General features: G+C 60.1%; 21 protein-coding genes. 13 read left to right on the top strand and 8 right to left on the bottom strand.

Going from position 1 to position 24,962, the window contains the following annotated elements; genetic code table 11:
* Positions 1-4 precede the first annotated feature (4 nt).
* Positions 5-733 (top strand): nucleoside/nucleotide kinase family protein, encoded by a 729-nt coding sequence (locus ACWKWM_RS22695; protein ID WP_483848287.1) that lies wholly within the window; start codon positions 5-7, stop codon positions 731-733.
* A gap of 46 nt (positions 734-779) precedes the next feature.
* On the top strand, positions 780-2,525 hold the full coding sequence (cptA, locus tag ACWKWM_RS22690; RefSeq protein ID WP_483848286.1) for a phosphoethanolamine transferase CptA: 1,746 nt from the start codon (positions 780-782) through the stop codon (positions 2,523-2,525).
* Positions 2,526-2,555: 30 nt separating this feature from the next.
* Here cptA and ACWKWM_RS22685 read toward each other — a convergent pair whose 3' ends face one another.
* On the bottom strand, positions 2,556-3,365 hold the full coding sequence (locus ACWKWM_RS22685; RefSeq protein ID WP_483848285.1) for a TatD family hydrolase: 810 nt from the start codon (positions 3,363-3,365) through the stop codon (positions 2,556-2,558).
* 186 nt (positions 3,366-3,551) lie between these two features.
* Between ACWKWM_RS22685 and ACWKWM_RS22680 the strand changes: the two genes are divergently transcribed.
* The 3 genes from ACWKWM_RS22680 (at position 3,552) to ACWKWM_RS22670 (ending at position 6,039) form a co-directional block, all read left to right on the top strand.
* On the top strand, positions 3,552-4,970 hold the full coding sequence (locus tag ACWKWM_RS22680) for an MltF family protein (RefSeq protein ID WP_483848284.1): 1,419 nt from the start codon (positions 3,552-3,554) through the stop codon (positions 4,968-4,970).
* A gap of 102 nt (positions 4,971-5,072) precedes the next feature.
* A complete protein-coding gene (locus ACWKWM_RS22675) occupies positions 5,073-5,507 on the top strand; it encodes a DoxX family protein (RefSeq protein WP_483848283.1) in 435 nt (144 codons plus the stop codon).
* Between the two features lie 223 nt (positions 5,508-5,730).
* Positions 5,731-6,039 carry a class I SAM-dependent methyltransferase gene (locus ACWKWM_RS22670; protein WP_483848282.1) on the top strand — a complete coding sequence of 103 codons (309 nt, stop codon included), beginning with the start codon at positions 5,731-5,733 and terminating at the stop codon, positions 6,037-6,039.
* 203 nt (positions 6,040-6,242) lie between these two features.
* Here the strand turns inward: ACWKWM_RS22670 and ACWKWM_RS22665 are convergent, their stop codons facing one another.
* Positions 6,243-7,259, bottom strand: a complete 1,017-nt coding sequence (locus ACWKWM_RS22665) for a zinc-dependent alcohol dehydrogenase family protein (RefSeq protein WP_483848281.1) — start codon at positions 7,257-7,259, stop codon at positions 6,243-6,245.
* 329 nt (positions 7,260-7,588) lie between these two features.
* Between ACWKWM_RS22665 and ACWKWM_RS22660 the strand changes: the two genes are divergently transcribed.
* Positions 7,589-8,116, top strand: a complete 528-nt coding sequence (locus ACWKWM_RS22660) for a DUF3833 domain-containing protein (protein WP_483848280.1) — start codon at positions 7,589-7,591, stop codon at positions 8,114-8,116.
* A gap of 150 nt (positions 8,117-8,266) precedes the next feature.
* On the opposite strand, the gene ACWKWM_RS22655 is transcribed toward ACWKWM_RS22660, so the two are convergent.
* Positions 8,267-9,175, bottom strand: a complete 909-nt coding sequence (locus tag ACWKWM_RS22655; protein ID WP_483848369.1) for a LysR family transcriptional regulator — start codon at positions 9,173-9,175, stop codon at positions 8,267-8,269.
* A gap of 150 nt (positions 9,176-9,325) precedes the next feature.
* Here ACWKWM_RS22655 and ACWKWM_RS22650 point away from each other — a divergent pair, with 150 nt between their 5' ends.
* Complete coding sequence (locus ACWKWM_RS22650; protein ID WP_483848279.1) at positions 9,326-10,444, top strand: Gfo/Idh/MocA family protein; 1,119 nt, start codon at positions 9,326-9,328, stop codon at positions 10,442-10,444.
* 919 nt (positions 10,445-11,363) lie between these two features.
* Here the strand turns inward: ACWKWM_RS22650 and ACWKWM_RS22645 are convergent.
* Positions 11,364-11,957, bottom strand: a complete 594-nt coding sequence (locus ACWKWM_RS22645; RefSeq protein ID WP_483848278.1) for a GNAT family N-acetyltransferase — start codon at positions 11,955-11,957, stop codon at positions 11,364-11,366.
* A 42-nt stretch (positions 11,958-11,999) separates the two neighbouring features.
* The gene (locus ACWKWM_RS22640) at positions 12,000-12,902 is read right to left on the bottom strand and encodes a LysR family transcriptional regulator (protein WP_483848277.1); all 903 of its coding nucleotides are present in this window, start codon (positions 12,900-12,902) and stop codon (positions 12,000-12,002) included.
* 97 nt (positions 12,903-12,999) lie between these two features.
* Between ACWKWM_RS22640 and ACWKWM_RS22635 the strand changes: the two genes are divergently transcribed.
* Positions 13,000-14,214: an acetylornithine/succinylornithine family transaminase gene (locus tag ACWKWM_RS22635; RefSeq protein WP_483848276.1), complete on the top strand. Its 1,215-nt coding sequence runs from the start codon at positions 13,000-13,002 to the stop codon at positions 14,212-14,214.
* A 405-nt stretch (positions 14,215-14,619) separates the two neighbouring features.
* Here ACWKWM_RS22635 and pcsA read toward each other — a convergent pair whose 3' ends face one another.
* Positions 14,620-15,342 (bottom strand): phosphatidylcholine synthase, encoded by a 723-nt coding sequence (pcsA, locus tag ACWKWM_RS22630; RefSeq protein ID WP_483848275.1) that lies wholly within the window; start codon positions 15,340-15,342, stop codon positions 14,620-14,622.
* A gap of 184 nt (positions 15,343-15,526) precedes the next feature.
* Positions 15,527-16,774 (bottom strand): M20/M25/M40 family metallo-hydrolase, encoded by a 1,248-nt coding sequence (locus tag ACWKWM_RS22625; RefSeq protein ID WP_483848274.1) that lies wholly within the window; start codon positions 16,772-16,774, stop codon positions 15,527-15,529.
* Between the two features lie 300 nt (positions 16,775-17,074).
* On the opposite strand from ACWKWM_RS22625, the gene ACWKWM_RS22620 reads away from it, so the two are divergent.
* The 3 genes from ACWKWM_RS22620 (at position 17,075) to mntP (ending at position 21,769) form a co-directional block, all read left to right on the top strand.
* Positions 17,075-19,438, top strand: a complete 2,364-nt coding sequence (locus ACWKWM_RS22620) for a DNA polymerase II (RefSeq protein WP_483848273.1) — start codon at positions 17,075-17,077, stop codon at positions 19,436-19,438.
* Positions 19,439-19,694: 256 nt separating this feature from the next.
* Positions 19,695-20,879, top strand: coding sequence for a DUF2252 domain-containing protein (locus tag ACWKWM_RS22615; protein ID WP_483848272.1), 1,185 nt, complete (start codon positions 19,695-19,697; stop codon positions 20,877-20,879).
* 326 nt (positions 20,880-21,205) lie between these two features.
* Positions 21,206-21,769 (top strand): manganese efflux pump MntP, encoded by a 564-nt coding sequence (gene mntP / locus ACWKWM_RS22610; protein ID WP_483848271.1) that lies wholly within the window; start codon positions 21,206-21,208, stop codon positions 21,767-21,769.
* Positions 21,770-21,811: 42 nt separating this feature from the next.
* Here mntP and ACWKWM_RS22605 read toward each other — a convergent pair whose 3' ends face one another.
* Positions 21,812-22,351 (bottom strand): DinB family protein, encoded by a 540-nt coding sequence (locus ACWKWM_RS22605; RefSeq protein ID WP_483848270.1) that lies wholly within the window; start codon positions 22,349-22,351, stop codon positions 21,812-21,814.
* Between the two features lie 1,032 nt (positions 22,352-23,383).
* On the opposite strand from ACWKWM_RS22605, the gene ACWKWM_RS22600 reads away from it, so the two are divergent.
* Both ACWKWM_RS22600 and ACWKWM_RS22595 read left to right on the top strand, forming a co-directional pair.
* Positions 23,384-24,076, top strand: coding sequence for an ABC transporter ATP-binding protein (locus tag ACWKWM_RS22600; RefSeq protein WP_483848269.1), 693 nt, complete (start codon positions 23,384-23,386; stop codon positions 24,074-24,076).
* On the top strand, positions 24,073-24,867 hold the full coding sequence (locus ACWKWM_RS22595; RefSeq protein ID WP_483848268.1) for an ABC transporter permease: 795 nt from the start codon (positions 24,073-24,075) through the stop codon (positions 24,865-24,867). The genes ACWKWM_RS22600 and ACWKWM_RS22595 overlap by 4 nt, the downstream gene beginning before the upstream one ends.
* The last annotated feature ends 95 nt before the right edge of the window (positions 24,868-24,962 follow it).

Here is a 24,962-nt window from a genome sequence, read left to right as displayed (position 1 = left end):
GCCCATGACTGACTTCGACACTCGGCTGTTCGACGGCATCGGGCACGACGACCCTGCGCTGGCGCCGCTGATTGCGGTCATCGGCTCTGACGGCGCAGGCAAGACCACCTTGGCGGCGTCCTTGTGCGCGGCGCTTCAGAAGGAGGGTGCCGCTTACGCTTACCTTGGCCTGGGCTCGGGCACGCTGGGGCTGAAGATTCAAGGGTGGCCGGTGATCGGCCCAGTGCTGGCGCGGCGTCTGACGGCAAAGGCCAAACAGGCGCGGACCAAAGGTGAGCGCATTCCCGGCATGCTCACGGCGCTGGTCATCTACGTATTCTCCAAGCGCCGGGTCCGGGGGTTCAAGCGGATGCTGGCGCTGCGCAAACAGGCCGGGCTGGTCATCTGCGATCGCTATCCGCAGCTGGACGTTGCCGGTTTCTACGATGGGCCGGGCCTGTCCGCCGCGCGTCCCGGCAATCGCTTTACGGCCTGGCTGGCCAAGCGTGAAATCACGCTTTATCAACGGATGGTCAGTTACCGTCCGACGCTGGTCATCCGCTTGAACATCGACGCCGACACCGCCTTCGCCCGCAAGCCCGATCACAACCTGGCGCTGCTGCGGCAGAAGGTCGAGGCCACGCCACTGCTGCGCTTCAATGGCGCGCGGATTGTCGAGGTAGACGCCAGCCAACCCCAGATGGAAGTGCAGGCGCAGTGTCTGCAGCTGGTGCGAGAACTGATCGCCCGCTGACACAATGACCCCGGGCCACGCGCCACTTATTTTTGTTGAGGACATCATGCAAGCCAGAAACACCGCACCGGCCACGCCACGCCGGGTAAATTGGGCCGGCCTTGGCTGGATGTTTTTGTTTTTCTGGTATTTCTCCGGCGTCGCTCAACTGCTGATCATCAATGCCGGGGTGGCTGGCTGGAAGGGCATGGCCGAGGCGTCGATGGTCACGACGTTGTGGATGATTCCGCTGATCCTGTTCCCTGCACGCACGCGGCTCTTGTCAGGCGTACTGGGGATCATGTTGTGGGCGTCTTCGCTGTCAGGGCTGGGTTACTTTCTGGTCTACGGGCAGGAATTTTCTCAGAGCGTGATCTTCATCATGTTCGATTCCAACCTGCAGGAGTCCAGCGAATACCTGGGGCACTATTTTTCCTGGTCGATCGTGGCGGCGGTGGTCGTCTATAGCGTGGGCGGGTTGCTGCTCTGGACGCGGGTTCGCCCGGTGTATCTGCCGCGCAAATCACTGGTTGCTTGCTGTGTGCTGTTGCTGGGCGTCTCGGTGGGCTATAACGCGATTCATCAATACATCAAGCGCGACACGGTCAAGCGAGCGGTGGCCGAGTTCGAAGAGAACATCGAGGCCGCAGCTCCCTGGCAGCTGGTTGTGGGCTATCACCAGTACCTGCAGCAGCTGGACGAGATGTCGAACATGCTCAACACTCAAGCGAAGATCGCGCCGCTGAAAAACCTGACCGATAACCACGCCGGCAAGCCTTCGACGCTGGTGCTGGTGATCGGCGAATCGACCAACCGCCAGCGCATGAGCCTGTATGGCTACGGCCGCCCGACCACGCCAAATCTGGATCAGTTGAAAGGTCAGTTGCAGGTGTTCGACAACGTCATCGCGCCGCGCCCTTACACCATCGAGACGCTGCAACAAGTGCTGACGTTCGCCGATGAAGAGCATCCTGACCTGTACCTGAGCACGCCGACGCTGGTCAGCGTGATGAAGCAGGCCGGCTACAAAAGCTTCTGGATCACCAATCAACAGACCATGACCAAGCGCAACACCATGCTCACGCTGTTTTCCAAGCAGGCGGACGAGCAGGCCTACCTCAACAACAACCGCGATCAGAACGAAACCAGTCAGTACGACGAGGATGTGCTGGAGCCGTTTTCCAAGGCGCTGGCCGACGACGCCCCGCGCAAGCTCATCGTGATCCACTTGCTGGGCACGCACATGAGTTACAAATATCGCTATCCGCCGACCTACGATTACTTCAAGGACCGCATCGGCGTGCCGGCCAACGTGACCGACGATCAGCTTGAGGTCTACAACAGCTACGACAACGCCGTGCGCTACAACGATTACGTGGTGTCATCGTTGATCAAGCGCTTCAGCCAGACCGATCCCAACGGTTTTCTGCTGTACCTGTCCGACCATGGCGAATCGGTCTATGACCCGGTGGCGCCGAACGTACTGGGGCGCAATGAAGCGGCGCCGACCCGGCCGATGTACACCGTGCCGTTCATTGTCTGGAGTTCGCCGAGCTGGAAGGCCGCGCAAGGCCATCCGCCCATCGACGATGCTTACTTGCATCGGCCGTACAGCACCTCGCACTTCATTCACACTTGGGCAGACCTCGCCGGGCTGCATTTTGATGAGTTCGCGCCGTCCGAGAGCCTGATCAGTCGTGACTTCAAGCCAAGCCGCTTGTTGATCGGCAATCCGCATACGCCCTCCAGCCTGCGGGACTTCAACGCTTTGCCGACCGAGCCGGCGTCCGCTGCGCTGACCAAGGCTCACTGAAATTGTGCGCTTGCCGTGGCGTCCGTTCTTTCAGGCGTCTAGGGCGGGCAGACCAAAAAACGCCTGGGCGCACGCGGTGGTGTGCGCAGCAACGTCAGAAACGCTTTCCCCACGATGCAGCGCCACTTCTCTGAGCACCTCGGGCAGATAGGCAGGCTCGTTGCGCCCGTTTTTCGGTTTGGGCCGAAGGCTGCGGGGCAGCAGGTAGGGCGCGTCGCTTTCCAGCATTAGCCGACCGCGCGGGATTTCCCGAACCAGTGGGTGCAGATGCGTGCCCCGGCGCTCGTCGCAGATCCAGCCAGTGATGCCGATATGCAAGTCCAGATCCAGATAGCTGAACAACGCGCGCTTCTCGCCGGTGAAACAATGCACCACGGCGGCGGGGAGGCGATCCCGATAATCGCGCAGGATTTCCAGCAATCGCTCATTGGCGTCGCGCTCATGCAGAAACACCGGCATTTGCAGCTCGACGGCCAGCGCCAGGTGCGCTTCAAGGACCTTCTCCTGCTGCGGGCGAGGGGAGAAGTCGCGGTTGAAATCCAGCCCGCATTCACCCACGGCCCGCACGCGGGTTTCTCTGAGCAGGGCGTGCAACTGTTTTTCGGTATCAGGGCTCCAAGCGCTCGCAGAATGCGGGTGAATGCCCGCTGTGCAGAACAATCGAGCGGCGCTTTCATCAAGGTCGTGACACAGCTGCAATGCCTGTTCACTGCCTTCGACACTGGTGCCGGTAAGCACCAACTGGCCAACACCTGCGGCGTACGCGCGCTCCAGAACATCACGTTCTTTGGCGGCGAAGCTGTCGTTGGTCAGGTTGACGCCGATGTCGATTAGTTGCATGTTCGAACTCCAGCTTGCGGCCGAAGAGGATAGCAGACCCTCGATTGTTATAAAAAAATGAGCAGTCTCAACTGCTTGTGCCCATAGATTGATGTGATGTCCCACGCCGCGATCCAGCCATGGCGCGTCAGACGACAGGGGATCACAGACTTCATGCCGTTTTTTTCGGCATTTTCGGGAGAATCAATGATCCGAGCGTCGATCATTTCGTTGCTGTGTCTGGTGCTGGTGCCGACCTATGCGTCCGCACGTCCCGCCGGGCCTCCAGTGGTCAGCAAAAAGACCCAGGTCAGGGACCTCCCGGCGATTCGCAGCAGTAAAGTTTTACGCGTATTGGTCAACCAGAGCCGCAACAGCTCTGGCGAGATGAAAGGCGAAGCGACCGGCGTCGAATACCGCAGGCTCCAGGCCTTCGAAAGCTACCTCAACAGCCACGCCCGCGACGGCCAGAAAGTCTCGCTCAAGCTCATTCCTAAAGCCAAGGATCAGTTGCTCGCCGCGCTACAGCGTGGCGAGGGCGACCTGGTTGCGCCTGGTGAACTGCTCGACAGCAGCGCGGCACGCAATATCGAAGTGACCGATCCGGTGGTGAGCCAGGTGCCGCTGGTGGTGGTTGGGGTCAAGGGCGAGCGCGGGTTCAAACATATCGAGCAGCTGTCCGGCAAAACGCTGATGCTGACCAATGGCAGCGCCGCTGACGAGGCCGTCTTGCAGTTGAATCAGCGGCTCTCACTGCGCAAGTTGCCGCCGGTGAAGATTGAATGGGTGGACCCCAGTCTTGCAGTGGAAGACGTACTCGAGATGGTGCAGGCCGGGATCTATCACCTGACCGTGGTCGAGCAACCAATAGCCGAGCGCTGGGCGCGGATCATGCCCAAACTGCGCGTCGACCGCTCGCTGACCCTGAGCACCCACAGCGACATGAGCTGGTTCGTGCGTCAGGACGCCAGCCAGTTGCACGCGGCGATCAACACCTTTCTCGAAACTTACAAGACGCCCGCCAGCCAGGACGTTGCCTTTCAAAAGGCTTACAAGGATCTTTATCAGGTGCATAACCCACTGACGCGCGGCGATCGTCAGCGCCTCGAAAGCCTGAGGCCGGTGCTGCAGCGTCACGCCGATGCGCAGAATATGGACTGGCTCGATCTGGCCGCCATGGCCTTCAAAGAGTCGGCGCTGGACCCCTCCGCCAAAGGCGGCAGCGGTGCGACGGGCTTGCTGCAGATCACGCCGTCGGCTGCGCGGCGGGTGGGCGTCGATAACATTCAGAACGTGGATGGCAATGTGCAGGCCGCGTCCAAATACCTGGCGATGATTCGTCGCAAATTCTTTTCCAGTCCACGAATCAACGAGCGCGAGCGCATGGCGTTCGCCTTGGCCGCTTACAACCTCGGCCCGGAGCGGGTGCAAAGCATGCGTACCGAAGCGCGGCGGCAGGGTTTGAATCCCAATCAGTGGTTCTTCCAGGTCGAGCGCGTGGCCCTGGATCAGGTGGGAATGGGCGTGGTGAGCTACGTTAATAGTGTGAACAAATACTATCTGGCGTATGACCAGGAACGGGATTCGCTAGAAACCCCCTCACCCCGCAGAGCGGCGCTCCGATAAGATCGTCTTATTAGATAGGTATGATGCTATTTTTGCGGTTTTCATATTTATGGATTCGATTAATATGGCGCCATTCTCACTGATTAACATGGAACGTCCCGCATGAACGCTCATATCAAATCCTTGCTCAACACCCGCGCCGGCTATGGCATCACTGTTTTGCGCATCATCGTCGGCATCATCTTCATGGCCCATGGCAGCCAGAAGCTGTTCGGTATGTTCGGCGGTTATGGCCTTGAAGGCACGGGCCAATACATGGCAAGCCTGGGCTTGAACCCTGGTTATCTGATGGCATTGATGTCGGGCAGCGCGGAATTCTTCGGTGGCCTGGGGCTGGTGGTTGGTTTGCTGGCACGTCCGGCGGCAGTGGTGTTGATCGTGATGCTGGTAATCGCGATTCTCTCGGTGCACATCCACAACGGTTTGTTCATGGCCAACAACGGCTACGAATTTGCCCTGGCTCTGCTCGGCGGCGCGATTGCGGTGCTGATCGAAGGGGCAGGGCGCCTGTCTCTGGACCGCTCGATAGCTAAGTGATCATGCGCAAAACATAAGGCCCGCATTGCGGGCCTTTTTTATGTGAGCGGATTTGACAAGCCCACCGGCGCTTCTCTAGGATACTGACCATTGCGCCGATTTAAACAGCTACTTGCGGGGCGCCTGGAGTCGTGAACACGATTTCGAAATACCGCTAAAGCGCTGGTTCGGTGTTGCCTCTCACCGCTGCCCAGCGGAATTCTGAGGCTGAGACAATCACACCATGAATCACCTGCGCCCCCTCGTTCGTCTGGCTCCCATTGCCGGGCAGATCAATCGCCGTAATCCGAAAATCCTGCTTGGCGGCTCCCATCAGCCGACGCTGTTGCGCTATCTCGACGGCTGGCCCCGGCGCCAGAACGGTCCCCACGCTTTCCTCATCCAGTTCATCGATCAACACCAGACCCTTGAGCACTTCAGCAACGATCAGTTCGACCTCGCCGTCATCCAGGCGCCCACGGCCGAGCGCCGCGACGAAGTGATTGCTCACCTCACACGCATTGCACGACAGGGATTGATTACGCGGGGTTGAGCGCGGCCGCTCTTGAATGCAGACACGCGGGAATTACGCTAACCCCTGAAGGAGCGTACGAGCAGCGCGGGGCCGCGCTCCCGTGCGCAGCGCTGGCAATGCTGACGACTGCTGCGCAGCCGATCTCGGCCTCGCGCTGCTCGTACGCTCCTACTGGATAGCGGTTGCCGGGAAATGATTGTTTCAAGGCTAAGCACCGATGCTCAGCTCACTTTCAACACCACCCGCCCGCGCACCGGCTTTTCATCCAGCAGATGGTGGGCCTTGCCGAACTGCTCGAACGGCCAGGTGCGGTGGATGTCGGCCTTGAGCAAACCTTGTGCGGTCAGCCCGTTGATGGCCTCCAGCGCACGCTGCATAGCGACGCTGTCCTGCTCGATGCCCAACTCCGGTTTGCCGGTGAAATTCTCCAGGCAGTGGACGAAAAAGCGCATGTTTTTGCGAAACGCCTGCATCGCCGGGAACGGTGTGTTGTTGCCGCCGCGCAAGCCATACAGCACCAGGCTGCCACGAGGCGCCAGCACGTCGGCGAGCAATGACATCTGCATACCGCCCATGCCATCAAACACCGCTTCGATGCCCTGGCCTTTAGTGATCGCGTCGATCCGCAGGCCGATGTCTTCTTCGTCGGTGACGATGACGCGCTCTGCACCATTGGCCAGCAAAAAGTCGCGATCAGCAGCGCTTTTGGTCGAAGCAATGACCCGCAGCCCAAGTGCTTTGCCCAACTGCAGGAAAGCCGTTGCCGGGCTATTGGCGGCGTCGGTCACCAGCACGGTTTGACCGGGTTGCACATAAGCCAGATCGACGTAAGCAAAATACGCCAGCAACAGCGGTGTGTAATGCACGCTGGCCTCCACTGGCGTCAGCTGATCGGGATAGCGGGTCAGGGCGTTGCGCGGCACCAGCACATGATCGCCACAGACCGGGTAATCGTTGGCGCTCATGGCTTTGAAGCTCGCCACCTTGTCACCGATCGCAAGGTCAGTGACAGCGTCGCCCAAGGCTTCGACGGTGCCGGCCATTTCAGTGCCCAGACCCGCCGGCAATTGCGGTTTGCTGAGGGCTAGGTCTTGACGCCACAACACATCGTCCCAGCTAATACCGATGGCCTGTACACGAACGAGCACTTCCTGCGGGCCGGGGGACCGATCAGGCTGCTCCTCGCAACTGAGCACATCGGCTTTACCGAAGCGATGAAATTTGATGGCGCGGGACATTTCAACCTCGAACATTGGATTAGGGTTGAAATGACTGTATCGACGTACCTGCTCACCGGCCATTTCTGTCTGTCGATACCCGACATGCCCAATATCAATTTGGCTTGAAGCCCCTGTGTCATGGGGGCTTCCGCCTGCTCCGCAGTGTTTTTCGGGCGGCGATGACCGGTGACCGAGTTGCGCGTTCGACCAGTGCGTTGAGCGATCCGTGAGCCGCGCGGTCAGACTCTTTAACCGAGGTGCTCGTCTTTCCACTCCTGTCCGGGTGATGAAGTCTGCGGACCGCGGCATGCCATTTGCGCCCGACCGTGCCCTCACTGGAGTCGCCCATGTTAAAAGCCCTTTCGCTGTTGTTCTGCCTGAGCCTGGCCGCGTGCAGCAATGTCGATGTCAGCCGTTACAGCCAGGAAAAACCCACCCTCGAACTGCGCCAGTTTTTCACCGGCCGGGTGGAGGCCTGGGGGATGTTTCAGAAGCGCTCGGGGGAGGTGGTCAAACGCTTTCACGTCAACATCGACGGTCATTCCGAGGGCGATAAATTCGTGATGCACGAAGACTTCACCTACAGCGATGGCAAGAAGCAGACCCGCGTCTGGACCCTGCACCCGGACGGCCCAGGCCGCTGGCGCGGGACGGCCGGGGATGTGGTCGGCGAAGCGCTGGGCGAGGTGTCCGGCAATGCGCTGCGCTGGCGTTACGTGCTGAGCCTGCCGGTGGACGACAAGGTGTATCAGGTCAACTTCGATGACTGGATGTACTTGCTGGACGAGAACACCTTGGCCAACCGGTCGTACGTCACCAAGTTCGGGTTTGAAGTGGGGCAGGTGACGTTGTTTTTCCGTAAGCAGGTGGATTGATCCGGGCCTGCAAAGGCCCTTCCTGTAGGAGCGAACTTGTTCGCGAGGCGGTGTATCTGACACACCGCACACCGCACACCGCACACCGCACACCGCACACCGCCCAACGCATCTCGCGAACAAGTTCGCTCCTACAGGGCGAGACGGCCTTCAAGATAGGGGGACAGGCTGCTCCACCGCCGCAATGTGCTCTCTGAAGTAATCAATTAGCGCTCGCAACTTGGGCGAGGCGTGGCGGCTGGAAGGCCAGAGCATCCAGAGTGCGCCGCGGTGCTCGGTGTATTCGCTGAGCAGTTTCTCCAGCTTGCCTTCGCGCAATGCCTCGATGGTCGAGAAGTCCGCCAGACACGCAATGCCCAGACCTTCAAGCGCCAGATGAGCGAGGGCGTCCGTGGTGGTGCAGGTGATGACTTTGCCCAACTCCGGATCGGATTCGGCATCAGGGCAGCGAACCGGCCAACGCTCCAAAGCGCCGCTCGCCGGAAACTTGTGCATCAGGCACGCGTGGTTTTTCAGGTCGTCGGGGTGCAGCGGGCGACCTCGGCGTTGCAGGTACGCAGGCGACGCCACCAGTTCCAGTTTGAACTCCCCTAATTTGCGCGCCATCAAGCGCGAATCGGACGGCTGACCGGTGCGGATTACCGCATCGAACCCTTCCTCGATCACGTCGGTCATTCGGTCGGACAAATCCACGTCCAGCTCAATGTCCGGATACGCCTGCATGAACCCGGCGAGCAGCGGAAAGATCAGGGTGTTTTGCAGGGGGACGCTGATGCGCAGTTTGCCTTTTGGCGCTTCGGCCAACTGCGACAGCTCGATCTCGGCCTGTTCGACCTCCTGAAGGATCCGCCGGCAGCGCTCCAGAAACAGCTCGCCTTCGGCCGTCAGGGTGACGCTGCGGGTGCTGCGGTGGAACAAGCGCACGCCCAAGCGCTCTTCCATGCGCGCGACGCTTTTACCCACCGCCGACGATGAGATGTCCAGAAGACGTCCGGCCTCGGTGAAACTGCGGGTTTCAGCGACCTGCACAAACGCCGTGATGCCGCTCAGACTGTCCATCATCGCCAGTGCTCTCCCAGTGCCATCAATTTTACGGTGGGCTAATTTAAGCCGTTTTTGTCCGCAATGTTTGGAGCTCTGCACCGTTTTTCACAATTGTTCCGGCCCCTAGACTCCGAGCTCATCCCGAATTTCCCATGGAGTGCTTCTATGAAATCCACCGACATCGCAGCAAAGCCTATTCGTGTGGGCCTGGTGGGCATCGGCAACTGGGCACTGCATGGCCATGTGCGGGTGCTGACCTTGCTGCCGCAGTACCGGATCAGCGCGATTTTCAGCCAGCGGCAGGACAGCGCGAAAGCGGCGGCTGAAGAGTTCGGCATCGCCCATGTGGTGGATTCCCTGGACGCCTTGGTCAACCATTCTGAAGTTGATCTGGTGGTGGTGCTGACCACCGCGCCTCAGCATGAGGAAGCGGTGCGCGCCGCGATTGCCGGGAAAAAAGATGTGTATTGCGAGTGGCCCCTGACCACCAGCACAGCGATTTCCGAAGAACTCACCCGCCTGGCCAAAGCAGCCGGTGTGCGCCATATCGTTGGCCTGCAACGTCGCCATGCGCCGCACAATCGTTATCTGCAGGACCTGCTGCAACAGGGTTACGTCGGTAAACTACGCTCGGTGCGCATCCACGTCAGCATGAATTACTTCCAGGCGCTGCGCCCCAACGCCCTGCGCTGGACAGTACCGGTGGAGAACTTTTCCAGCGTGATCGCGATTTACGCCGGGCACTTTCTCGACATGCTGTTCACCGCCACTGGCTGGCCGATCAACATCACGGGGCTGGTGGTCAATCAGTTCGAAAAAATAACCATCAAGGAAACCGACGAGGTGTTCGACACCACAGCGCCTGACCAGATGGTGCTCGTGGGGCAGTTGCCCGGCGGCGCGCTGGTGTCGGTGCATGTCGAAGGCGGCAAGCGCAATGGCTCTGGCGTGCAGATGGACATCACCGGCCATGAGGGCGATCTGCGCATCACCAATCGCTCGCCGTTTGGCGAAGTGGGGGACGACTACGTGATCGAAGGCGCCCATGGCGATAATCTGCCGTTGCAGGTTTTGCCAGTGCCGGATTCCTACTTGCGCCTGCCGGATTCGAACCTGCCGTCAGCGGTGCTGGAGCTCGCCGAGTTGTATTACGTGCACGCCCAGGACGTGGCTGAAGGGACGCAGGTGGCAGCGACGTTCGACGATGCGGTGAAGATGCACAAGTTGATCGACGCGGCGCTGGCGGCATCCGATACCGGGCAGCGGGAGCGTCTGGTTGGGTGAAAGTCTGGCCTGCGTGAGCGTGCAAACCCCTTCGCGGGCAAGCCTCGCTCCAACAAGGTTCGTGTTTGACCCGATATATGAGCCGCGGCGCAGATCCAATGTGGGACCTGTCCGCGAAAGCGGTGGTTCAGACGATAGAGATATGCCGGATGTGCTGGCCTCTTCGCGGAGGAGTCCGCTTGCACGGGTTTTGCGTTTAAAGCGCCGCCCGGTTACGCCCCATCCATTGTCGGAGCGAGGCTTGCCCACGAAGCTTGTTTCAGTCCCAACAAGCGCTCCAGTGGAAAGCGACATCCGCAGCGACGCAGATCCAATGTGGGGCCTGTCCGCGAAAGCGGTGGTTCAGACGATAGAGATTTACCGGATGTGCTGGCCTCTTCGCGGACGGGTCCGCTCCCACGGGTTTTGCGTTTAAAGCGCCGCCCGGTACGCCCCATCCATTGTCGGAGCGAGGCTTGCCCGCGAAGCTTGTTTCAGTCCCAACAAGCGCTCCAGTGGAAAGCGACATCCGCAGCGACGCAGATCCAATGTGGGAGCGGACCTGTCCGCGAAAGCGGTTGTTCAGACGATAGAGATTTACCGGATGTGCTGGCCTCTTCGCGGACGAGTCCGCTTGCACGGGTTTTGCGTTTAAAGCGCCAGTTCGGTTACGCCCCATCCATTGTCGGAGCGAGGCTTGCCCGCGAAGCTTGTTTCAGTCCCGACAAGCGCTCCAGTGGAAAGCGACATCCGCAGCGGCGCAGATCCAATGTGGGAGCGGACCTGTCCGCGAAAGCGGTGGTTCAGACGATAGAGATATGCCGGATGTGCTGGCCTCTTCGCGGACGGGTCCGCTCCCACGGGTTTTGCGTTTAAAGTGCCAGCCGGTACGCCCCATCCATTGTCGGAGCGAGGCTTGCCCGCGAAGCTTTTCAGCGGTTCATTGCGCATCAGGCCTGTCTCTGGGCACTCGCTGCAGATGTTCTTCCAGCGTGCGCCCACCCAGCGGTTTTACCATCATGCGCAGGGTGTTGATTCGTTTGCCCATCTCGATCCCTTGCAGCGTCCGGGTTTCCTGATAGCCGATTTTCGCCCAGAAGCGCTCGGCCTTGACGTTGCTCTGCACCACGACAAGCCGCATCCATTGCGCGCCGTTTTGTTGCGCCCATCGCTCGATATCCTGATGGATCAGTCGAGCATCGCCACTGCCGTGCCGGGACGAATCCACGATGAAAAACGCGATGTGCCAAACGCCAGGCGACCATAGATCGGAAATGATATTGATCAGTGCCGCCAGCGATCCTTGTTCATCGACATACCCCCAAATCCAGCGGGTGTCGTAGTTCCAGCCGTCAGGCATGTCGCCCTTGAGTTCCTGATGTGCCTCGTCCGGTCTGGGCAGTTCACCGTTGCACACCATGAAATAGCCGGGGTTGGCTTCGAAAAAAGCCTGAATTGCCAGTTCGTCCACCGCTGTCAGTTCAGCAACCCGAAGCCCCGGTACTGATGAATCGGGGCGTTGTGTGGTGCTCATCAATCTGCTCTCCCTGCATGAATGGCCGCTCAAATTGCATTATCACCTCCCCCACGCCGCCAGCGCTGATTCCACAAAGTGCCGGACCTTGGGCAGCCGGTAGCGGTCCTGCGCGTAGACCAGAAACATCGGGCGGCTGGGCGGCCGGTATTCCTGCAATAACGGCACCAACTTTCCGGCGACCAGGTCTTGTTGAATCAGCACGTCCGGCAGCATCGTCACGCCCATGCCGGACAGTGCGGCCTGGCGCAGGGCCGGGGTGCTGTTGATGATCATCGGGCCCGATACTGGAATCTCCATCACCCCGTCCGGGCCGGTGAGCTTCCACAACTTCTCCGATGCGCGCCATTCATCGCCGGCCGGGTAGGCAAACGCCAGGCATTGGTGCTGCTGCAGGTCGTTGGCGTGTTGGGGAGTGCCGTGACGTTTCAGGTAATCAGGCGAGGCGCAGATAGTCAGGGTGTAATCCTGCAGGGGCCTTGCGATCAGGTTCGAAGGCTCGGGCGCGCCCAGCCGAATGGCCGCATCGAAACCGTGTTCCACCAAGTCCATCAACTGATTGTTCAGCACCACTTCCAGCTTGACCTCGGGGTAGGCCCGGGCGAAATCGCTGAGCAGCGGTGCCAGGCGCTCGGCGCCGAATGCAGGGGGCGCGGTGATCCGCAAAGTGCCGGAGGGCTGGGTCTGAGCCTGTTCGGCCAGCCGATCGGAATCCGCTACCAGGCCCAGCACCTCGATGCAGCGCCGGTAATACTGCACGCCAAATTCCGTCAGATTTTGCCGGCGAGTAGTGCGCTGCAACAGGCTGATGCCCAGGCGCTGTTCAAGGGCCTTGAGGTGATTGCCAACCATGGTCGTGGACATTTCGCACTGCCGCGCAGCCGCAGTCATGCTTCCGCTTTCCACCACCTGCACGAACACGGTCATCGACTGGAACACGTCCATTATCAAGCTCTGATTAAAGGTGAGTGAAGAAAAGCGATCTTTATACACTAGGCAGGGCTAAACATACTGCCAGCACATCCACAGAGGAGTGCTGGCCATGTCCGCCGATTGCCTGATGAACACCTACAAACCAATGCCGCTAAGCTTCATCAAGGGCCTCGGCGCGCGTCTTTGGGATGAAGAAGGTCGCGAGTATCTGGACGCCTTGGCGGGCGTGGCGGTGACTAACGTCGGGCACTGTCACCCGCGAATCGTCGAGGTCATTCGTGAGCAGGCCGGGCTGCTGTTGCACACCTCCAACCACTACAGCATCCCCTGGCAACAGCGCCTGGCGCAGAAACTCACGCAACTGGCAGGCATGGAACAGGCGTTTTTCAACAACTCCGGCGCCGAGGCCAACGAAACCGCGCTCAAGCTGGCGCGGCTGTATGGCTGGTCCAAAGGCATCCGTCAGCCGCTGGTGATCGTGATGGACAACGCTTTTCATGGCCGCACGCTGGGCACCTTGTCAGCCAGTGATAACGGGGGCGTGCGGCTGGGTTATCAGCCGTTGCCGGGGGAGTTCGTCAGAGTCGATTTTGGCGATATCGCGGCGATAGAAGCAGCGAGCCGGCTGCATGGCGAGCGCATCGTCGCGGTGTTGATGGAGCCGATTCAGGGGGAGGGGGGCGTGCTGGTCCCGCCCGTCGGTTATCTGAAACAGGTGCGCGAGCTGTGTACCCGGCGTGGCTGGCTGATGATGCTCGACGAGATTCAAACAGGCATGGGCCGCACTGGCCGGTGGTTTGCCTTTCAACACCACGGCATCGTGCCCGATGTGATGACACTGGCCAAAGGTTTGGCCAACGGCATACCGATTGGCGCCTGTCTTGCTCGGGGTGTTGCAGCGCAATTGTTCACGCCGGGGAGCCACGGCAGCACGTTCGGCGGCAACCCGCTGGCCTGTCGGGTGGCGTGCACGGTGCTGGAGATTATCGACGACGAAGCGCTGCTCAATAATGCCGCTGCGCAGGGTGCGCGCCTGCTCGACGGACTGCGCGAGGCACTGGCCGGGCACCCGGACGTCGTCAGCATTCGCGGGCAAGGCTTGATGATCGGCATCGAACTGAAGCGGGCGATTCCCGACCTGGCATTGAATACTGCGCGGGATCACGGGCTGTTGATCAACGTCACGCGCGGACAGACCATCCGCCTGTTGCCGCCGTTGATCATCGATCAGCAGCAGGTGCGGATGATTGTCGAGGGAGTGAGTTCGGTGTTGGGGGTTACTGCGCCAGTGACTGCTTCGGCGAAAATGGCGATTTGCGGGTGACGCTCAACCTGTAGGAGCCACAACACAACAACTTGTTGGCGAGGCAGGCGATGCGGTGTGTCAGGCCAGACGCTTCGCGAACAAGTTCGCTCCTACAGAAAGGCGAACGTACGCAGTGTGTCAGGCCGAGCTGGTTCTGTAGGAGCCAACTTGTTGGCGAGGCGGGCTACGCGGTGTGTCAGGCGTAACGCTTCGCGAACAAGTTCGCTCCTACAGAAAGGCGAACGTACGCGGTGTGTCAGGCGTAACGCTTCGCGAACAAGTTCGCTCCTACAGAAAGGCGAACGTACGCGGTGTGTCAGGCCGAGCTGGTTCTGTAGGAGCCAACTTGTTGGCGAGGCGGGCTACGCGGTGTGTCAGGCGTAACGCTTCGCGAACAAGTTCGCTCCTACAAAATCGCGGTGTCTACCGAACCCGCGCCTTATCGAACCACTCAAGCGACGTGCGCCAGAAGCAAACCCCCAGGAAATACGCCGACGCCAAGTACCACAAGCCCATGAAAAAGCCGCGGTTGTCAGGGTGTTTGATGACCAGCGCCAGGCTGCACAGCAACCATATGGTGGTGACGGCGATGTTGATCGGCATGAAGCGTCGCACGCGAAACGGGTGCAAAAATTTCATGCGCGTCAGCGTCAGCAGCGCCAGGCCGATGATGGTCAGGAAGGTCACCCACGGTGTTGGCGAGATGATGTAAATGCACAGCACCGCCACGTTCCACGCGGCCGGGAAACCCTGGAAATAATTGTCTTTGCTCTTCATCTCTACGTTGCAGAAGCAGAACAGTGACGACACCAGAATGATCGTCGTGGACAGCAGCACCGTGTGTTCCGGCAGCGGCAGGTAGCGGTACATGAACAACGCCGGGATAAACACGTAAGTGAGGTAATCAATCACCAGGTCCAGCACCGAGCCATCAAAGTTGGGCAAGACCGCCTTCACATTGAATTTGCGTGCCAGCGAGCCGTCAACGCCATCAACTACCAACGCCAGGCCAAGCCACAACATGCAACCCTTGGGTGAGTCCTCGAACAAAGCGATGGTCGCCATGAAGGCGATGACCACACCGGTGGCCGTAAAACCATGCGCGCCCCATGCTTTAAGCCAGGCTTTGCGTTGTTCGGATATCAAAAGGGATGTCTCCTTGGAATGAAGCCGCCCGCCCCGTGGCGTTGAAACCAGAGGCGGGCGGGTAAAAGTTGCAGGTATCGACCGACCGTTCGGCGCTAAGGTTCACTGAGCACGGCGACGCTGTCCAGTATCAAATGCCTGAAGGCCTGCGCGACGGGCGCAACAGGCCACTAAACCTTGACGTCTACGGCGTGGCATCCGCGTCTGAGAGCTGCATGATCAACGCCGTTGTGAGGTACAGCCGGGGGGCAATGCTCGACAGCTCCATGTATTCGTCATCGGCATGCAGCCCGGCGCCAACCACGCCCATGGTTTCCAGAACGGCCGGTTTTGCGCTGCCCGGCACGTAAGCGTAGCCCGCGTCGGTGCCGAAGCGCATGGCGATGGGCTCGATGTTGAGACCAATCTTGCCGTACAGCGCCTGGGCGGTTTTCGCCAGTTGTTCAGAACCTGGATTTTTCGCCAGTGGCGGGCGGCCCTTGTCTAGACGGAATGTCACTTCGGTGCCATCGATCAGCTTCTTCTGAATGATGCGCTGGCCGTCGGCGAGCACGCGGTCGCTCTCGGTCAAGTCCGAATAGCGCATGTCACCTTCGGCAGATGCGTTTGACGGAATGATGTTGCGCTTCTCTCCGCCCTTTATAAGCGTCCAGTTCACCGTCGTGCCTTTGGCTGGATCGCCGAGGTCCTTGAGTTGCAGCATCTGGTGCGCCAGTTCGATAGCCGCGTTGCGCCCGGCTTCCGGCGCGGAACCTGCGTGGGAGGACTTGCCCTGGACGTCGAGGAACACACCGTTGATGCCGTTGGTGGCGACGGTTACGGCGTCCTTGTCCGGCGGTTCGAAGGAGAACACGTAGTCGTGCTGACGAGCGAGTTCGGCAATGATCGTTTTGGAGCCACTGGAGCCGGTTTCTTCATCGGGATTGAACAGCACGGTGAGGGTGCCGAAATCCTTGAATTTCTCGTCCTGCAGCAGTTTCAGCGAATGCAGCACCATCGCCACACCGCCCTTGGCGTCAGCCACCCCGGGACCGTAAGCGCGTTCGCCGTCGATCTTGAACGGACGTTTGGCAGCAGTGCCAGGGCCAAAGACCGTGTCGTAATGGATCATAAGCAGGAAGTTTTTCTTGCCGGTGCCCTTGAAGGTGCCAACGATATTGTCGCCAGCGGAGGGGCTGGCGGGACTGGTTTTGACCTCGGCGCCCAAGCCTTTCAGGCGATCGACCAGCACAGCGCTGACGGTTTTTAGCCCCGGCGCCTGACCCGTACCGGTGTCGATGTCCACCAACTGTTTCACGGTGGCCAGATAGGCTTTTTGTTCGGCTTCGGCTTTTTTCAGCAGTTTATCGGGCGGCAGCGCGGCGGCCAGCGCCGTCAGGGAAAACATCGACAGGGCCATGGCGGCCATAAACGGTGAGCGTCGAACGAGCATGCTGGATCCCTCAGATGATTGTACGAATAAAGGTGTGATGGTCCAGCGGCGCACATTGTTCCCGAGTGAGTTCATGAGCGCTGCGTGTGGTTGCGGACGTGGAGTGGACCTGTCCGTGTACAAACCGGGGACATCCTTTACGTTTTAGATCGGACACACCGCCGCCTTCGCGGACAGGTCCGCTGCCACAGGATTTGCGCGGTATCCAAAATCGAATCGCCGAGGTACATCCCTGCGCGCTTTCCCAAAGCGATCACCGTAGAATTGCCGCTTCAGCATGATTCTCTCGGGGTTGCAGCGGTGGATTTACAGCAGGGCTTCGTCCTCACGCGGCATTGGCGCGACACCGCTGACGGCACGCAAGTCGAATTCTGGCTGGCCACCGATAACGGTCCCCGGCTGGTTCGTCTGCCGCCGCAAACCTCTGTTGCCTTCATCCCGGAAATCCATCGCGAACGTGCCGAAGCAGTGCTGCGCAACGAGCGCGATGTCGAACTCAAACCCTTGCAGCTGTGTGACTTCCGCCATCGTCCGGTGATGGGCCTCTACACCCGCCAACATCGGCAGTTGATGAACCTTGAGAAAGAACTGCGCAAGGCCAGCGTCGATATCTATGAAGCCGATGTGCGCCCGCCTGAGCGCTATCTCATGGAGCGTTTCATCACCGCGCCCGTGGAGTTCAGCGGTACAGCCGATGCCAGTGGCGTGTTGCTGGATGCGCAGCTTAAACCCGCCACGGGCTATCGCCCGACCCTGAAACTGTGCTCGCTGGACATCGAAACCACTGAGCACGGCGCGCTGTATTCCATTGCCGTGGAGGGCTGTGGCGAGCGGCAGGTGTACATGCTCGGCCCGGCCAATGGTGATGACTCCCACGTGGATTTCAAGCTTGAGTACTGCGACACCCGCAAGCAGTTGGTGGAGCGCTTGAACGAATGGGTGGCGCTGCATGATCCGGACGCGATCATCGGCTGGAACGTCATTCAGTTCGATCTGAGGGTGCTGCACGAGCATTCTCAGCGCTTGCAGGTGCCGCTGCGTCTGGGGCGTGGCGGTGAGGTCATGGGCTGGCGTGAGCACGGCGCGGGCAACAACCACTTTTTCGCCTCCGCTGCCGGGCGTCTGATCATCGACGGCATTGAAGGGCTGCGCTCGGCAACCTGGAGCTTTCCGTCGTTCAGCCTGGAAAACGTCTCTCAAACGCTGCTCGGCGAAGGCAAGGCTATCGACAATCCGTATCAGCGCATGGATGAGATCAACCGCATGTTCGCTGAGGACAAGCCGGCACTGGCAAAGTACAACCTCAAGGACTGTGAGCTGGTCACGCGGATCTTCCACAAAACCCAGCTGCTGACGTTTTTGCTGGAGCGCGCGACAGTTACCGGTTTGCCAGCCGATCGCAGCGGCGGCTCGGTGGCGGCGTTCGAGCATTTGTACATGCCGCTGATGCACCGCCAGGGTTTTGTGGCGCCCAATCTGGGCGAGCGCATGCCCGAAGCCAGCCCCGGCGGTTTCGTGATGGAGTCGCGTCCGGGTTTGTATGAGTCGGTGCTGGTGCTCGATTACAAAAGCCTTTATCCGTCGATCATTCGCACCTTTCTGATCGATCCGGTCGGGCTGGTGGAGGGCCTGCGCCAACCCGAAGGAGTGGACACGGTGCCGGGGTTTCGTGGGGGGCGGTTCTCTCGGACCCGACATTGCCTGCCGGCCATTGTTTCCCGCGTGGCCGAGGGCCGTGAGGCGGCCAAGCGTGAGCACAACGCGCCGTTGTCCCAGGCGCTGAAAATCATCATGAACGCCTTTTACGGGGTGCTCGGCTCCAGCGGTTGCCGCTTCTTCGATACGCGCCTGGCGTCGTCGATCACCCTGCGCGGCCACGAGATCATGCGCCTGACCCGCAAACTGATTGAAGATCAGGGGTATGAGGTGATCTACGGCGACACCGATTCCACGTTCGTCTGGCTCAAGCGCGCCCATGGCCAGGAAGAAGCGGCGGTGATCGGTAAGGCGCTGGTTGAGCGGGTCAATCTGTGGTGGCGCGAGCATCTGCAGCAAGAGTACGGGCTGGAGAGTGCGCTGGAGCTGCAATTTGAAACCCACTTCAAACGCTTTCTGATGCCGACTATTCGTGGCGCGGAGGAGGGCAGCAAGAAGCGTTATGCCGGGCTGGTTACCCGCGCCAATGGCGAGGATGAAATGGTCTACAAGGGCCTCGAAACCGTGCGCACCGACTGGTCGCCGCTGGCCCGGGAGTTCCAGCGGGAGCTTTATCTGCGCATCTTCAGCCGTCGGCCTTATCAGGATTACGTACGTGACATCGTGCGAAGCACCCTGGCGGGCGAGCTCGATCATCAACTGATCTACCGCAAACGCCTGCGCCGTTCGCTGGACGACTACGAACGTAACGTCCCGCCCCATGTGCGCGCCGCCCGGATGGCCGACGACTACAACCGCCAGCAGGGCAGGCCGTTGCAGTACCAGAACCGCGGCTGGATCAGCTACGTCATCACCGTCGCCGGCCCCGAACCCCTGGAAATCCGCACCGCGCCCATCGATTACGATCACTACATCACCCGCCAGCTACAACCGGTGGCGGACGCGATATTGCCCTTCGTGCAGGACGATTTCGGCAAATTGGTGGGGGGGCAGTTGGGGTTGTTTTAAGTGCAGATCTGTCTGTCCTCCCATGACCTGTAGGAGCTGACGAGCAGCGCGAGGCTGCGATGCGGTGTGTCAGAAAAAACCGAATCGCAGCCTCGCGCTGCTCGGCAGCTTCTACACAAACCAGTATCTGTGGTCATGATCATTTTCCCGCTTTGGGAAAACCATATCGTAATAAATCCGTCATTTCGTAATAACTTGAAACATCTCGGCGCGGCGACAGGTCAACTTGAATATCCCAATTTAAGAATGCCTTCCCATGAAAACACCTCGGCCGTCCGCGCGCATCGAACCCCTCAATCAGCTGCGCAATCTCAAGATGGCGCAATCAGCCCATGCCTATGTGCGCGGCAGCACCGTGCAGTTTTACGAATGGCTTCACAGCCAATCAGGCAGGCGGCTGCCCAGCGGGCCACCGGTGTGGATTTGCGGGGATTGCCACGCCGGCAATCTAGGTCCCACGGGTGATTTGAAAGGGAGGATCGACATCCATATCCGCGATCTGGATCAGACCGTAATCGGTAATCCCGCCCATGATCTGGTGCGACTGGCGCTGTCACTGGCCACCGCAGCCCGTGGCTCTGACCTGCCCGGCGTCGCCACGGCGCGCATGCTAGAAGAAATGATGCAGGGCTATGAACAGGCGTTCGAAGACGATGCAGACCAGGAGCCTCCACGCCCTGCGCAGGTGAAGGCTGGCATGAGAAGCGCGGTCCGGCGGACCTGGAAGCATCTGGCGCAGGAGCGCATTGAAGACACGCGTCCGACCATTCCCCTGGGCAAGCATTTCTGGTCATTGTCCAAACCTGAGCGCGACGCCCTCAAAGCCCTGTGCGCCACGCCCGAGATTCACACCCTGGTGACCTCGCTAAAGGGTCGCTCCAGCGAAGATCGCGTCGAACTGCTCGACTCGGCGTATTGGGTCAAAGGCTGCAGTTCGCTGGGATTGAGTCGTTACGCGGTGCTGTTGGGCGTGGGCGATGACGACGATCAGGAATATTGTCTGCTCGATATCAAGGAAGCCGTCGCTGCGGCGGCGCCTCGCTCCTCGAGAACCTCGATGCCCAGAGACAACGGCAAGCGGGTGGTCGAAGGCGCCCGCTATCTGTCGCCCGGCCTAGGCAACCGAATGATCGCCATACGCATGCTCGACCGTGGTTTTTTCATCCGTGAATTACTGCCTCAGGACATGAAGCTTGAGCTCGATCAATTGAGTCAGCGTGAGGCGATGCGCGCAGCGGGGTATCTGGCGCGAGTGGTGGGCCTTGCACATGCTAGGCAAATGGATCAGGCAACGCGCTCGTCGTGGATCAATGATCTGCAGGCCAATCGAACTCAAACCCTGGACGCGCCATCCTGGCTTTGGACCAGCGTCGTGCAATTGGTGGGCAGTCACGAAAAAGGGTATCTGGAACATTGTAGGCGCTATGCCATGCAGCACTGAAAGGCGCTGACCCGGTGAAGTGTTTGCCTCGTCTCTGAAAACGGGCCGTCGCTTAAGCGCGATCGGTTATCCAGCAGACCCTCAGAGCAGCTTGCCAGGACGTTCCTGCAGATGTTGATGTTCTTTTCACAATCAACTGTCTAGACTGCGCACCTTCGTTGGGGAGTAACCTGCTTTTGCGTTGTTGCAAAAGCGTCCGTATCAACATTCTCGGCAGCACGCCGTGGTGCGGACACCGTTCTCGGTTGGTGAGACCAGCGACACTTCCATGCCTAAAGTCGGGCGTGTGGTTGTGTCGTTGACTCATAGCCCGACTGGACGTAACCGTGAATCCCATTTCCCTTATTTTCCTCGCCCTGGCCATGTCCACGGACGCCTTCGCCGCGGCCATCGGTAAAGGCTCCAGCCTGCACAAACCACGATTGCTCGAAGCCCTGCGCACGGGTCTGATCTTTGGTGTGATCGAAGCGATCACGCCAATTATCGGCTGGGGTATCGGCCAGGCGGCAACGCGTTTCGTTCAGAACTGGGATCACTGGATTGCCTTCACGCTGCTGCTGATTCTGGGCCTGCACATGATCTACAACGGTCTGAAGCAGGAGGAAGAACAGGAAGAAAAACCCAGCCAGCATTCGTTCATGGTGCTGGCCGTCACCGCGTTTGCCACCAGTATCGACGCCTTGGCGGTCGGCGTGGGTCTGGCGTTTGTCGATGTCAATATCTTCGTTGCCGCCGCTGCGATCGGCCTGGCCACCATGACCATGGTCACCATTGGCGTCATGCTCGGCCGCGTGCTGGGCACAATGGTTGGCAAGCGCGCCGAAATCATCGGCGGCGTGGTGTTGATGCTGGTCGGCGCGACCATTCTCTATGAACACCTGTCGGCATAATCTTCAATCAGTGCGGGCGCGCAGTCACCACACTCGCGCCGGTTACTGCCAGATGTCGGCCTCGCTCAACCCCAGCACACGCATTTCCTCTTCTCGCAATTGGCCATCGGCTTGCAGGAAAAACTCATCGAGTTGTGGCGGCGCGACGCCGCTTCCCGAAAGCATGTTGTGCACCTGCCCGCGATGATGGATCTGGTGCTCGAACAGGTGCAGCAGAATCCGGTCGACGCGTTCCTCGAACAACCCCTCGGCGCGATCCAGCTTGACCGTGCGCGCGGCATTTGCGCCCACCACGCTTTTGCAGAACTGCACCAACGCACGGTCGGTCGTCCGTTGCCCAGACGCCACTTCGAGAAACGTCCTGCTTGAACAGGAAGGCAGCGACTGTCCGGCCAAATCACCTGACAGCGCGGCAATGTAGTAATCGTCGACATCCAGAATGTGGCAAAGCGTGCTTTGGATCGACGGGAAGAAACCGGTGCGGGGCGCCTTGTACTCAATCTCGCTGAGGGCTTCGCAGGCCGTCAGCAAGCGATGATTAGCCCATAGATTGTTGAACGCTTGTGCGAGGAAGTAATTCATGGCCGGTCTCCGACCGCAGGGGTGATGGCGCTGAGCATAGTCCAGCGCGATGCCGGGCGTGGCCTCCCGCTGAGCGGTGTCAGCTTTGGTATTTCGTCAGCGCCGCAGATCCACTGTGGGAGCGGACCTGTCCGCGAAGGCGGTGGTTCAGACGATAAAAAATATGCCGAATATACCGGCCCCTTCGCGGACAGGTCCGCTCCCACGGGGTTAGCGTCGGGCTCCAGGCCCGTGAACGCCGCGACCTGTTGGAGCGAGGCTCGCCCGCGAAGCTGTCAACGCGGTTTGCCTGACACACCGCATTCGCAGCTTCGCGGGCAAGCCTCGCTCCAACAGAATTTGTGCCAGGTAAAAAAACCAGCAGCGCCGCCGATTCCCTGTAGGAGCGCGCTTGCCCGCGAAGGCTGTTTGTCTCGCGCAGGATATGCGTCGGCTGCACCGGCCCCTTCGCGGCCAGGTCCGCTCCAACGGTTTTCGCGACGGACTCTAAGTCTATGAGCGCCGCTACCTGTTGGAGCGAGGCTCGCCCGCGAAGCTGTCAACGCGGTTTGCCTGACACAACGCATTCGCAGCTTCGCGGGCAAGCCTCGCTCCTACAGGATCTGCGTCGAATTTCGCTCTCAGCCGCGCGCAAATTCCACTGTAGGAGCGCGCTTGCCCGCGAAGGCTGTTTGTCTCGCGCAGGATATGCGTCGGCTGCACCGGCCCCTTCGCGGACAGGTCCGCTCCCACGGGGTTTGCGTCGGGCTCCAGGCCCGTGGGCGCCGCGACCTGTTGGAGCGAGGCTCGCCCGCGAAGCTGTCAACGCGGTTTGCCTGACACACCGCATTCGCAGCTTCACGGGCAAGCCTCGCTTCAACAGGATGTGTATCGGGGCAAGCCTCGCTTCAGCAGGATATGTATCGGGTCAAGTGTCGAATCTATAATCGACCAGATCAACCACCTGCTTCACCCGCTTTTGACGCGCATCTGTTTATGCTTCATCGCGTTTTCTGTCCAAGGCCTTCGCTCATGGTTTTAAAGGATGTTGCTGTGCCCCAAGACGGCGTTTTGCTCCAACTAACCGGCGTCACCCGCGTCGATCCGCAACGCCGCACGACGTTGCTGCATGCCACCGATTTGCGCCTGCGCGGCGGTGATCGCGTGGCACTCACAGGGGCGTCCGGCTCTGGCAAAAGTGTTTTACTGCGCACGCTGGCGCTGCTGGATGCGCCGGATGCTGGCCATCTTCTCTGGCGCGGCAAGCGTGTGGCCAGTGCGGATGTGCCGCGGTATCGACGGCATGTCGGCTATCTCTCGCAGCGAGCGGCCATGATCGAGGGGACGGTGGAGGACAACCTGCGCTTGCCCTACAGCCTGAAAGCGTACGTCGGTCAAACCTTCAACCCGGGCGCAGTCACCGAGCTTCTGACTGCCGCCGGCAAAACCCCAGCATTTATGCAACAGGCGGCGGCTGACTTGTCCGGCGGCGAGGCGCAGATAGTGGCGTTGATCAGAATCTTGCAAACCGGTCCCGACGTGATGTTGCTCGACGAGCCGACCGCTGCGCTGGACCCAGCATCTGCCCGCACGGTCGAGCAATTGGTACGTGGCTGGTTCGAAGAAAACGCGTCATCGGGCCGTGCCTACGTGTGGGTATCCCATGATCCAGCGCAGGCCGAGCGCGTGAGCGATCTGCACCTGACCATGAACGCCGGCCGTTTGATGGACACCCAGGCACCATGAACTATCAAAACCTCTCTGCGCTGGACATGGCCATTGCTGCCAGTCTGATCCTCATCAACGGCGCGCTGTCACTGATGCTCAGGCTCGGCCTGGAACGCGTGTTGCTCTGGGCGGCGGTTCGCACCGTGGTGCAACTGCTGGCCATCGGATACGTGCTGGGCTGGGTGTTCGAATTCGCCTACTGGTACGTGGTATTGCCGATCATGTGCCTGATGACGCTGATCGCCGGTGCTTCAGCGGCGGGCCGTGGCAAGCGCACTTATGCTGGCCAGCGCATCGACAGCATCGCGTCGGTGTGGATCAGCTCGTGGTTGGTGACCGCCGTTGGCCTGTTTGCTGTGATCCGCATCCACCCTTGGTACGAGCCGCAATACGCGATTCCGATTCTCGGGATGATTCTGGGCAATACGCTGACCGGCGTGTCACTGGGCATGGAGCGCATGACCCAGGAACTGACCACCGGCCGCGGCACCATCGAGATGATCCTGGCGCTCGGCGGCACTCGTTGGGAGGCCGCGCAACAGGCCGCGCGACACGCCGTCAGGGCGGGCATGATGCCGACGCTGAACCAGATGACGGTCGTCGGTATCGTCAGCTTGCCCGGCATGATGACCGGCCAGGTGTTGGCAGGCGAAAGCCCCGAGGACGCGGTGCGCTATCAGATCGTGATCATGTTTCTGATCGCCGCTGCCTCGGCACTGGGGACGGTGGGTGCTGTGTTGCTCACCTACAGACGCTTGTTCTCACCGGATCATCGGTTTTTGCCGCACAAATTGACGGCGCGTGCCTGAGGCGAAGCACCCTGCGTTTGCACGATTTTCGCATGGCTGTGTCCCATGGCCGTAGACTGGCTCGCTGGTTTTACGATTTACACAGCAGAGAATGG

The sequence above is a fragment of the Pseudomonas rosaeacicularis genome, assembly GCF_057128745.1.
This window is presented reverse-complemented; position numbering and strand designations above follow the sequence as displayed.